The sequence below is a fragment of the Streptomyces sp. NPDC026672 genome, from assembly GCF_040638185.1.
Taxonomy (GTDB): Bacteria; Actinomycetota; Actinomycetes; order Streptomycetales; family Streptomycetaceae; genus Streptomyces.
On the sequence record NZ_JBEZXS010000047.1, the window covers coordinates 37,222 to 49,812 of the forward strand.

At 75.5% G+C, this 12,591-nt stretch carries 2 protein-coding genes (1 of these 2 only partly in view); both read right to left on the reverse strand.

What is annotated here, in order from left to right; genetic code table 11:
- A complete protein-coding gene (locus AB0F77_RS36200) occupies positions 1 to 11,175 on the reverse strand; it encodes a type I polyketide synthase (protein WP_361956735.1) in 11,175 nt (3,724 codons plus the stop codon).
- Positions 11,168 to 12,591, reverse strand: the end of a protein-coding gene (locus tag AB0F77_RS36205) for a type I polyketide synthase (protein WP_361956737.1). Its footprint extends 16,834 nt past the window's final position; 1,424 of the gene's 18,258 nt are visible here — the last part of the coding sequence; its start codon lies beyond the right edge, outside the window; it ends in the stop codon at positions 11,168 to 11,170. The genes AB0F77_RS36200 and AB0F77_RS36205 overlap by 8 nt, the downstream gene beginning before the upstream one ends.

The following is a 12,591-nucleotide window of genomic DNA, read 5'->3' on the forward strand; positions in this document are numbered from 1 at the left end:
TCAGGAGATTCCAAGATCGTTCTTGATGAAGTCGAAGATCTCGTCCGCCGCCGCGGAGTTGATCCGGTCGCTGACGTCGTCCGTCGCGGTGGCCGTGCCGCCGGCCGCGCCGCGGTCGGGGCCGTCCCAGCGGGCCAGCAGGGAGCGCAGCCGGGCGCCGATGCGGTCGCGCCGCGTGTCGTCGTCCGGCAGGTCCGTCAACGCGGCCTCCAGCCGGTCGAGTTCGGACAGCACCTGGTCGGCGCCCGTGCCGTCGGTGAGCCTGCCGCGCAGATAACCGGCGAGGGCCGTGGCGTTGGGCTGGTCGAACAGCAGGGTGGCGGGCAGCGCCAGGCCGGTGACGGTGCCGAGCCGGTTGCGCAGTTCGACGGCCGTCAGGGAGTCGAAGCCGAGGGCGTTGAAGGCCCGGGTGGCGCCGACCTTGTCGGTGGAGGCGTGGCCGAGGACGGCGGCGACCTGGGTGCGGACCAGGTCGAGGAGCGTGCGCTCCTGCTCGGGCCCGGACTGTCCGGCGAGCCGGGTGCGCAGCGCCGCGGCGGCGTCGTCCTCGCCGGCTCCGGCGGGCCGGTCGGCGGCGAGGGCGCGGACCTCGGGCAGGTCGGCCAGCAGGGGGCTGCGGCGGGCGGAGGCGAAGCCGGGCGCGAAGCGGGCCCAGTCGACGTCGGCGACGGCGACGGCCGCGTCCGTGCGGGCGAGGGCCCGGCCGATGGCCAGCGGGGCGCGCTCCGGGTCCAGCGGGGTCATGCCGCTGCGCCGCATGCGCTCCTCGCCCGCGGTGTTCTGCGCGGCCATGCCGCCGCCGGCCCACGGTCCCCAGGCGAGGGAGGTCGCGGCAAGGCCGGCGGCCCGGCGCCGCTGGGCGAGGGCGTCCAAGCAGGCGTTGGCGGCGGCGTAGTTGGCCTGGCCGATGGTGCCGAGGGTGCCGGACACGGAGGAGTACAGCACGAAGGCGGACAGCTCGCGGTCGCGGGTCAGCTCGTCCAGGTGTCGGGCGGCGGCCAGCTTGGGCCGCAGCACGGTCTCCAGGCTCTCGGGGGTGAGGGTGTCGAGGAGCCGGTCGTCGAGGACGCCCGCGGTGTGCACGACGGCGTCGACGGGGTGCTCGGCGAGCAGTGCGGCGAGCGCGTCGCGGTCGGCGACGTCGCAGGCGGCGACGGTGAGTTCGGTGCCGGTGCCGTCGAGCGCGGCCTTGAGGCGGGCCGCTCCCTCGGCGTCGGCGCCGGAGCGGCTGACGGCGAGGACGCGGGCGGCGCCCTGCCGGGCGAGCCAGGCGGCGGTGCGTACGCCGAGGGCGCCGGTGGCGCCGGTCAGCAGGACGGTGCCGTGCCAGGCGGGGGCGGTGACGGGGGCGGCGGGGACGCGTTCGAGGCGGCGCAGGAAGGTCCCGGAGCCGCGTACGGCGACCTGGTCCTCCCCGTCGCGGCCGGCGAGGACCGCGGTCAGCCGGCGGGCGACGTCCCCGGCGACCGGGTCCGCGGTGCCGGCGGGCAGGTCGACGAGTCCGCCCCAGTGGTGCGGGTACTCCAGGGCGGCGGTGCGGCCGAGGCCCCACACGGCGGCCTGTTCGACGGCCTCGGGTGCCTCCTCGGCGTGGACGCCGACGGCTCCGGCGGTCAGGCACCACAGGGGTGCCGGGGCGGAACCGGCCAGGTCGGGGCCGTCGGAGAGGGCCTGGACGAGGGCGGCGGTGGCGGCGAGGCCGGCGGGGGTGGCCGGGCTGCCGGGCAGCGGCCGGGTGTCGGCGGCGAGCAGGGAGAGCACACCGGTGGGCGCGGCACCGTCGAGGGCGGCGGTGAGCCGTGCGGCGAGGTCGGTGCGGTCGGTGGTGGCGCAGTCGACGGGGACGAGGAGCGCGTGGGCGCCGTGCGTGTCGAGCGCGGCGGCCACGGATGCGGCCCAGGGTCCTTCGGCGAGGCCGGCGGGCACGGGCAGCAGCCAGGTGCCGGTGAGGGCGGCGGACTCGTCCGGGGCGGCGGGCCGCCACACGACCCGGTGCTCCCAGCGTTCGGCCGCGCTCTCCTGCCGGCGTTCGCGGCGCCAGGAGGCGAGGGCGGGCAGGACGGAGTCGAGCGTGGCGGACTCGTCGAGGCCGAGCCGGTCGGCGAGGCCCTGCGGTCCGGCCTGTTCGACGAGTTCCCAGAACCGGGCGTCGTCGCCGTCGGCGCTCTCCTCGGCGGTGGGAACGCTGTTCCTGAGCCAGTAGCGTTCCCGCTGGAAGGCGTAGGTGGGCAGGTCGGTGCGGCGGGCGTCGTCGCCGTGCAGCCGGTCCGGGTCGGCTCCGGCGCCGCGGGCGTGCAGCAGACCGGCGGCGAGCAGGGCGGTGGTGAGTTCGTCGCCGTCGCGGCGCATCAGCGGGGCGGCGGCCACGTCGGGGTCGCCGGCGCTGTCGCGGACGAGCGCGGTGAGCGTGGCGTCGGGGCCGAGTTCGACGTACGTGGTGACGCCGGACTCGGCCAGGGCGCGCACGCCGTCGGCGAACCGTACGGCGTCGCGCACATGGCGGGTCCAGTAGGCGGCGGTGCGCAGGTCGTCGCCCTCGGCGAGGCGTCCGGTGACGTTGGAGACGACGGGCACCGTCGGCTCGGCGTAGTCGACGCGCGCGGCGACGGCCTCGAACTCGGCGAGCATGGCGTCCATGCGCGGGGAGTGGAAGGCGTGGCTGACGCGCAGCCGGGTGGTCTTGCGGCCGCGCTCGGTGAACACGGCGGCGATGCGCTCGGTCTCGTCGGTGTCGCCGGACAGGACGACGGAGGCGGGGCCGTTGACGGCGGCGATCGCGACGCGGTCGGTGACGCCGTCGAGCAGCGGCCGTACCTCGTCCTCGGTGGCGGCCACGGCGATCATGGCGCCGCCCTCGGGCAGGGCCTGCATCAGCCGGCCGCGGGCGGCGACCAGGGCGCAGGCGTCCTCCAGGGTGAGGATGCCGGCCGCGTGGGCGGCGGTCAGTTCGCCGATGGAGTGGCCGATGAGGGCGTCGGGGCGGGCGCCCCAGGAGCGGACGAGGGCGTGGGCGGCGGTGCCCACGGCGAACAGGGCGGCCTGGGTGTAGGCGGTGCGGCCGAGGAGGTCGGCCTCGGGCGTGCCCTCGGCGGAGAACACGACGGAGGCGAGCGGCGGCCCGTCGAGGTGCCGGTCGAGTGCGGCGCAGACCGCGTCGAACGTCTCGGCGTACACCGGGTGGGTGTCGTAGAGGGCGCGGCCCATGCCGGGGCGCTGGGCGCCCTGTCCGCTGAACAGGAACGCGGTACGGCTGCCGGTGCCGGCGACGGCGGTGACGACGTCCGGGGCGGTGGTGCCCTGGGCGATCGCGGCGAGCGCGTCGAGCAGGTGGGCGTGGTCGGCGGCGACGGCGACGGCCCGGTGGTCGAGGGTGTGGCGGGTCGCGGACAGGGAGTGCGCGAGGTCGCGCAGGTCGGTGGCGGGTTCGGCGAGCAGCCGGGTGCGCAGTCGGCCGGCCTGGGCGCGCAGGGCCTGCGGGGTGTGTCCGGAGACGGCGAACGCGCGCGGCCGGTCGGCCGGTTCGGGCCGGGCGGGCGCGGGCCGGGGCGCGGGCGGTTCCTCCAGGACGACGTGGGCGTTGCTGCCGCTGATGCCGAAGGAGGACACGCCGGCCCGGCGCGGGCGACCGCCGTCGCCGGGCCACGCGCGGGCCTCGGTGAGCAGTTCGAGGGCGCCGCTGGACCAGTCGATGTGCTGGGAGGGCTCGTCGACGTGGAGGGTGCGCGGCAGGTGGCCGTGGTGCATCGCCATGACCATCTTGATGACGCCCGCGGCGCCCGCGGCGGCCTGGGTGTGGCCGAAGTTGGACTTGGCGGAGCCGAGCAGCAGCGGCCGGTCGGCGGGCCGGTCCTGGCCGTAGGTGGCGAGGAGGGCGCGGGCCTCGATGGGGTCGCCGAGGGCGGTGCCGGTGCCGTGCGCCTCGACGGCGTCGACGTCGGCGGGGGCGAGGCCGCCGGAGGCGAGGGCCTGGCGGATGACGCGTTCCTGGGAGGGGCCGTTGGGGGCGGTGAGCCCGTTGGAGGCGCCGTCCTGGTTGGTGGCCGAGCCGCGGACCACGGCGAGCACGGGGTGGCCGTTGCGTTCGGCGTCCGAGAGCCGCTCCAGGAGGAGCACGCCGACGCCCTCGGCGAAGCTGGTGCCGTCGGCGTCGTCGGAGAACGCCTTGCAGCGGCCGTCGGCGGCGAGGCCGTTCTGCGCGGTGAACTCGGTGTAGGTGCCGGGGGTGGCCATGACGGTGACACCGCCGGCCAGCGCCATGCCGCACTCGCCGCTGCGCAGGGCCTGGGCGGCCAGGTGCAGGGCGACGAGCGCGGAGGAGCAGGCGGTGTCGATGGTCATGGTCGGACCTTCGAGCCCGAAGGTGTAGGCGACGCGGCCGGAGATGACGCTGGCCGAGACGCCGATGCCGATGTAGCCCTCCAGGCCCTCGGGGATGTCGGTGAGCCCGGAGCCGTATGCGGAGCCCATCGCGCCGACGAACACACCGGTGCGGCTGCCGCGCACGGACAGCGGGTCGATGCCGGCCCGCTCGAAGACCTCCCAGGACGTTTCGAGCAGGAGCCGCTGCTGCGGGTCCATGGCCAGGGCCTCGCGGGGCGAGATGCCGAACAGGGAGGCGTCGAAGTGGGCGGCGCCGTACAGGAATCCGGCCTGGAGGCCGGGCAGGTGGTCCAGGTCCCAGCCGCGGTCGGTGGGCGGGGCGGAGATGGCGTCGCCGCCCTCGGCGACGAACCGCCACAGGTCCTCCGGCGAGGAGACGCCGCCCGGGTACTGGCAGGCCATGCCGACGATGACCACGGGGTCGTCGTCGGTGACGGCGACCGGGGCGGTGTCGGCCTGGACGGCGGCGCCGCCGAGCTCCGTGTCGAGGTGGCGGGCGAGCGCGGTGGGCCGGGGGTGGTCGAAGACGAGGGTGGCGGTCAGCCGCAGCCCGGTCTCGGCGTTGAGGCGGTTGCGGAGTTCGACGGCCGTGAGGGAGTCGAAGCCGATCTCCTTGAAGGACTGGTCGGGTTCGATCGCGGAGGGCGAGGAGTGGCCGAGGACGGCGGCGGCGTGCCGGCGGACCAGGTCGAGCAGCAGTTGCTCCCGGTCGGCGCCGGACAGCGGGGCGAGCCGTTCGGCGAGGGACTGGCCGCCGGCGCTCGCGGCGGTCCCGGCGCGGCGGCGGGCCGGTGCCTTGACCATGCCGCGCAGCAACGGCGGCAGGACGTCGGCGTGTTCGCGCAGGGCCGCGTGGTCGAGGCCCATCGGCAGCAGGACCGCCCGGTCGGTGGCCGGTCCTGCGTCGAGCAGCCGCATGCCCAACTCGGCGTCCAGCGGCACCATTCCGGTGCGAGCGTGCCGCTCGCGGTCGGCGTCGGTGAGTTCGCCGGTCATGCCCGCGTTCGGGAGCCAGGTGCCCCAGGCGAGGGTGGTGGCCGGCAGGCCGAGGTCGCGCCGGTGGTGGGCGAAGGCGTCCAGGAAGGTGTTCGCGGCCGAGTAGTTGGCCTGTCCGGCGCCGCCCAGTGTGCCGGCGATCGAGGAGAACACGACGAACCGGGCGAGGTCGAGGTCGCGGGTCAGTTCGTGCAGGGTGACCACGGCGTCCGACTTGGGCCGCAGGGAGCGGTCGATGCGCTCGGGCGTCATGGCGGAGACGACACCGTCGTCCAGGACACCGGCGGTGTGGACGACGGCGGTGAGCGGATGGGCGTCGGGGATGTCCGCGAGCAGGGCGGCGAGGGAGTCGCGGTCGGCGACGTCACAGGCGACGACGCTCACCTCCGCGCCCGACTCGGCCAGCTCCGCGGTGAGTTCGGCGGCGCCCGGGGCGTCCGGACCCTTACGGCCAGCCAGCACCAGGTGGCGTATGCCGTGCCGGGCGACCAGATGGCGGGCGGTGATCCGGCCCAGACCACCGGTACCACCGGTGATCAGGACGGTGCCGTCGGGGTCGAGGTCGACCGGGAGGGTCAGGACGACCTTGCCGATGTGCCGGGCCTGACTGAGGAACCGGAACGCGTCCGGCGCCCGCCGCACGTCGAAGGGCTTCACCGGGAGCGGGGGCAGCACCCCCGCCTCGAACAGCACGAGGAGTTCCCGCAGCATCTCGCCGATGCGGTCGGGTCCGGCCTCCGCGAGGTCGAACGCCTGGTAGCCCACACCGGGGTGGTCCTGGGCAACCTGCTGCGGGTCACGGACGTCGGTCTTGCCCATCTCCAGGAAGCGTCCGCCACGCGGCAGCAGGCGCAGCGAGGCGTCCACGAACTCCCGGGCCAGCGAGTCCAGTACGACGTCCACACCCCGGCCGCCCGTGGCCTCCAGGAACGCCTTCTCGAAGCCGAGGTCACGGGACGAGGCGATGTGCGTGTCGTCGAGGCCAAGTCCCCGCAGCGCGTCCCACTTCCCCGGACTCGCCGTACCGAACACCTCCGCGCCCAGATGGCGGGCGAGATGGGCGGCGGCGGTACCGACACCGCCGGCCGCCGCGTGCACGAGCACGGACTGCCCGGCGCGGAGTCCACCGAGGTCGGTGAGCGCGTAGAACGCGGTCAGGTAGACGACGGGCACGGTCGCGGCCTGGGCGAAGGACCAGCCGCGCGGAATGCGGACGATCAGCCGCTGGTCGGCGACGGCGACCGGGCCGAAGGCCCCGTCGAACATGCCCATCACGCGGTCGCCGGGGGCGAGTCCGGTGACCCCGGAGCCGACCTCGGTCACCACACCCGCGCCCTCCAGGCCGATGGCCTTGCCGTCGCCGGGGTACATGCCCAGCGCCGTGAGGACGTCGCGGAAGTTCACACCCGCCGCGCGCACCGAGAGACGGACCTCGTGCGGGAGGAGCGGCTCGGTGACCTCGGGGCACTCGGCGAGCCGCAGGCTCTCCAGCGTGCCGCGCTCCTCCACCCCGAGCCGCCACGGAACCTCACCGGCGGGCTCGGCAAGGGCCTTGCCCGCGTCCAGCGGAACGATCCGCGGTGTCGTCACCGTGCCTTCCCGCACGGCCAGTTCAAGCACGTCCGCGGTCAGCGCGCCCGGCAGCGCCGCGGCCGACGCCGGATCGGTGTCCAGATCGGCCAGGACGAACCGGCCCGGATTCTCCGACCGCGCCGAACGCACCAGACCCCAGGAAGTGGCCCGCGCCGGGTCGGCCGGCCGGGCCCCGACCCGCACCGCGTCCCGGGTCACGACGACCAGCCGGGCGTGCGCGAAGGCGGGCTCGTCCAGCCACTCCTGGACCAGGGCGAGGGTGCGGTGCGCGGTGGCCCGTGCGGCCTCGGCCAGGTCGTCGCCGTCGGTGACGGGGAGCGCGAGCAGGACCGTGTCCGGGACCTCGGCGGCGGCGAGCGCGGTCCAGTCGGCGAAGACCCGGGCCGGGGCGCCGGAGCGCTCCAGCTCCTCCGCCAGCGTGTCGGCCTCGGTACCGCCGACCACCACCAGCGTTCCGGCCGGGGCGGCCGTGCCGGTGGTGGTCGTGCGCGCCCAGTCCAGTTCGTACAGGTTCTCCTGCCGGGCGGCGGAACCCGTGACGCCTCCGGCCAGTTCGCGGAAGGTCAGCGAGCCGACGGTGGCGACCGCACGGCCCGTCGGGTCGGCAAGGGACAGCGCCACCGACTCGGGGCCGTCCTGCACCATCCGCACCCGCAGCGCGTCCGCGCCGGCCGCGGCGAGGTGGACGCCGCTCCAGGAGAACGGCAACCGCCCCGCGTCCTTCATCGGCACGAACATCACCGCGTGCAGGGCCGCGTCCAGCAGCGCCGGGTGCAGGTCGAACGCGCCCGCGCCCGGCTCGGCGCCCTCGGGCAGGGCGACCTCGGCGAAGACCTCCTCGCCGCGCACCCACACCGACTTCAGGCCCTGGAACAGCGGCCCGTACTGGTAACCACGCTCCGCGAACCGCTCGTAGAACCCGTCCAGGGAGGCTTCCTCGGCGTCCCGGGGCGGCCAGACGGAGAAGTCGTACGGCGTCTCGGGTCCGGCCGTGCCACCGGCCGACAGCAGGCCGGAGGCGTGCAGCGTCCACGGCTGCTCGGGGTCGGCGTCCTCGGCGCGGGAGTGCACGCTCAGCGCACGGACGCCGGACGCGTCGGGCTCCTCCACGTGCAGTTGCACCTGGACCGCGCCGCGCTCGGGCAGCGCGAGCGGGGTGAGGATGGTCAGCTCCTCCACCCGGTCGCAGCCGACGTGCTCGGCGGCGTGCAGGGCCAGGTCCAGGAAGCCGGTGCCGGGCAGCAGGGCCGTACCGGAGATGGCGTGGTCGACGAGCCAGGGCTGGGAGCGGGCGGAGAGCAGGCCGGTCAGCAGCACGCGTCCGTCGTCGGCGACCCGTACGACGGCGCTCAGCAGCGGGTGTCCGGCGGTGCCGAGCCCTGCGGCCGTGAGGTCCCCGGCCGCCGCCGCGCTCATCCGCAGCCAGTAGTTCTCCCGCTGGAAGGCGTACGTGGGCAGGTCGACGCGGGCGCCGCTCGGGGCGGCGAGCAGCCGCGTCCAGTCCACGGGGGCGCCGTGCGCGAAGAGTCCGGCGACGGCGGCGAGGAGCGCGGTGGTCTCGGGGCGGTCCTTGCGCAGGGCGGCGAGGCAGACCCGCTCGGTGGTGTCCTCGGGCAGGCCGGTCCGCGCGAGCGCGGTGAGGGTGGTGTCGGGGCCGACCTCCAGGAAGCGGCTGACGCCGTTGGCGGCGAGCCAGGCGATCCCGTCGGCGAAGCGGACCGGCTGCCGCAGGTGGCGCACCCAGTAGTCGGGCGAGCGGAGTTCGGCGGCGGTGGCGGGCCGTCCGGTCAGGTTGGAGACGACCGTCAGCCGCGGCTCCTGGTAGGCGACGCTCTCGGCGACGGTGCGGAACTCGTCGAGGGCGGCGTCCATGCGGGCGCTGTGGAAGGCGTGGGTGACCCGCAGCCGGTGGGTGCGGCGGTCCTGGGCGCGCAGCAGCCCGGCGACCTCCTCGACGGCGTCCTCGTCACCGGACAGCACGACCGAGCGGGGGCCGTTGACGGCGGCGACGCAGACGGCGTCGCCGTGCGCGGCGAGCAGCGGTACGACCTCGTCCTCGGCCGCCTCCACGGCGATCATGGCACCGCCCGCGGGCAGGGCGCCCATGATGCGGCCGCGGGCGGCGACCAGCCGGCAGGCGTCGGCGAGCGACCAGACGCCCGCGACGTACGCGGCGGTGAGCTCGCCCAGGGAGTGGCCGACGAGGAACCTGGGCTTCACGCCCCAGGACTCCAGCAGCCGGTAGAGGGCCACTTCCACGGCGAACAGGGCGGGCTGGGTGAGCTCGGTGCGGTCGAGCGCGTCGGGGCCCTCGGCCGCCTCGAACACGAGGTCCTTCAGGGACCGGCCGAGGGCGGTGTCGAGGTGTGCGCACACCTCGTCGAAGGCGGCGGCGAACACGGGGAACGCCGCGTACAGTTCGCGGCCCATGCCGACGCGCTGCGCGCCCTGTCCGGAGAACAGGAAGGCGGTGGCTCCGCGCAGCGTGCGTCCGGTGACGGCGTGCGCGGGCGTCTCGGTGTCCTCGTCGGCGAGCCCGGCCAGGGCGCGCAGGGCGGCGTCCCGGTCCTCGGCGAGCACGACCGCCCGGTGCTCGAACAGCTGGCGGGTGCCGAGCAGGGCGTGGGCCATGTCGGTGTCGGCGATGCCGGGCAGCTCGGTGAGGTGGTCGAGCAGCCGGCCGGCCTGTCCGCGCAGCGCGGCGGCGGTGCGGGCGGACACGATCCAGGGGACGACGGGGAGGGCGGGGGCGCCGGTGCCGGGCCGCTCGTCCGCGGCGGGCCGCGCCGGGGTCTCGGCCGGCTCCTCGTCCGGGGTCTCCTCGGGCGCCGACTCCAGGATGGTGTGGGCGTTGGTGCCGCTGATGCCGAAGGAGGAGACGGCGGCGCGGCGGGGGCGGCCGGTGTCGGGCCAGTCGGCGGGCTCGGTGAGGAGACGGACGTTCCCGGCGGACCAGTCGACGTGGGTGGAGGGCTCGGTGACGTGCAGGGTGCGCGGCAGCCGGCCGTGGCGCAGGGCCAGGACCATCTTGATGACGCTGGCGACGCCGGCGGCGGCCTGGGTGTGGCCGAGGTTGGACTTGAGGGAGCCGAGCAGCAGCGGGTTGTCGGCGTCCTTGGCCTTGCCGTAGGTGGCGAGCAGCGCCTGTGCCTCGATGGGGTCGCCGAGGGAGGTGCCGGTGCCGTGGGCGTCGACGGCGTCGATGTCGGCGGCGCTCAGCCCGGCGCTCGCCAGCGCCTGTTCGATGACCCGCTGCTGGGAGGGGCCGTTGGGCGCGGTGAGGCCGTTGGAGGCGCCGTCGGAGTTGACGGCGGAGCCGCGGACGACGGCGAGGACGGGGTGGCCGTTGCGGCGGGCGTCGGAGAGGCGCTCGACGAGGAGCAGACCGACGCCCTCGGACCAGCCGGTGCCGTCGGCGTCGTCGGAGAACGCCTTGCAGCGGCCGTCGGGGGCGAGGCCGCGCTGCCTGCTGAACTCGAAGAGCAGTCCCGGGGTGGCCATGACGGCGACACCGCCGGCCATCGCGAGGTCGCACTCGCCGGAGCGCAGCGCCTGCACGGCCCAGTGGAGGGCGACCAGGGAGGAGGAGCAGGCGGTGTCGACGGTGACGGTGGGGCCCTCCAGGCCGAGGACGTAGGAGATGCGGCCGGAGGCGACGGAGGTGGCGTTGCCGGCGAGCATCAGCCCGTGCACGTCCTCGGGCACCTCGACGGGGCCCTGGCCGTAGCCGGAGCCGGCGGCGCCGACGAACACGCCGGTGGCGCTGGCGCGCAGGCTCGCGGGCGGGATGCCGGCCCGCTCCAGCAGCTCCCAGGACGCCTCCAGGAGAAGCCGCTGCTGCGGGTCGGTGGCCAGGGCCTCGCGGGGGCTCATGCCGAAGAAGCCGGCGTCGAACGCGGCGGCGTCGCCGAGGTAGCCGCCCTCGCGGGTGGAGAAGGTGCCCGGCTTGTCGGGGTCGGGGTCGAAGCGGTCCTCGATGTCCCAGCCGCGGTCGATGGGCAGCGGGCCGATGGCGTCGCCGCCCTCGTCCACGAGCCGCCACAGGTCCTCGGGAGTGGCGACCGAGCCGGGGAAGCGGCAGCTCATCGCGACGATGGCGATGGGTTCGCGCTGCTTGTCCTCCACCTCCTGGAGCTGACGGCGGGTCTGCCGCAGCTCTGCCGTCACCCGCTTGAGGTATTCGACGTACTTGCCGTCATCAGCCACGTGTGTCACTTCCTTGACCCGGGCCGGACAGCGTGCCCAGCTCCCTGTCGATGAGGTCGAAGAGTTCGTCGGCGGTCTCGGCCGCCTCCAGTTCGCCGTCCGCGGCGGTGTCCGGTTCCGTCCGCTGGTCGACCGCGACCTGCGCGCCGGACCAGCGGGCGAGCAGTTCGCGCAGCCGGTCGGTGACCCGGTCGCGGTCCTGCTCGTCGTCCACGTCGGTGGCGCCGAGCGCCGCGTCCAGCCGGTCGAGTTCGCCGAGCAGCGCCTGCGCGCCGCCGGGTGCGTCGGGCAGGTCGAGGCCGGCCAGCAGATGGCGGACGAGGGCGTCGAGGGTCGGGTAGTCGAAGACGAGGGTCGCCGGCAGGCGCAGTGCGGTGACGGCGTTGAGGCGGTTGCGCAGTTCGACCGCGGTGAGGGAGTCGAAGCCGAGTTCCTTGAAGGACTGGTCGGGTTCGACGCCCGCGGCCGAGGAGTGTCCGAGGACGGCCGCCGCCTGCTCGGCGACCGCGTCGAGCACCAGCTGCTCGCGGTCGGGTGCGGACAGCGGGGCCAGCCGCTCGGCGAGGGACTGGGTGGTGGCGGTGTTCGCGGCGGCGGTCTCGGCGCGGCGGCGGGCCGGTGCCTTGACCATGCCGCGCAGCAACGGCGGCAGGACGTCGGCGTGTTCGCGCAGGGCCGCGTGGTCCAGGCCCATCGGCAGCAGCACGGCCCGGTCGGTGGCCGGTCCTGCGTCGAGCAGCCGCATGCCCAACTCGGCGTCCAGCGGCACCATTCCGGTCCGGGCGTGCCGCTCACGGTCGGCGTCGGTGAGTTCGCCGGTCATGCCCGCGTTCGGGAGCCAGGTGCCCCAGGCGAGGGTGGTGGCCGGCAGGCCGAGGTCGCGCCGGTGGTGGGCGAAGCCGTCCAGGAAGGCGTTCGCGGCCGAGTAGTTGGCCTGTCCCGCGCCGCCGAAGGTGCCGGCGACGGAGGAGAAGACCACGAACCGGGCGAGGTCGAGGTCGCGGGTCAGTTCGTGCAGGGTGACCACGGCATCGGACTTGGCCCGCAGGGAGCGGTTCACCCGTTCCGGTGTCATCGAGGAGATGACACCGTCGTCGAGGACACCGGCGGTGTGGACGACGGCGGTGAGCGGATGGGCGTCGGGGATGTCCGCGAGCAGGGCGGCGAGGGAGTCGCGGTCGGCGACGTCACAGGCGACGACGCTCACCTCCGCGCCCGACTCGGCCAGCTCGGCGCTGAGTTCGGCGGCGCCCGGGGCGTCCGGACCCTTACGGCCGGCCAGCACCAGGTGCCGTATGCCGTGCCGGGCGACCAGATGGCGGGCCGTGATCCGGCCCAGACCACCGGTACCGCCCGTGATCAGGACGGTGCCGTCCGGGTCGAGGCCGACCGGGAGGGTCAGGACGACCTTGCCGA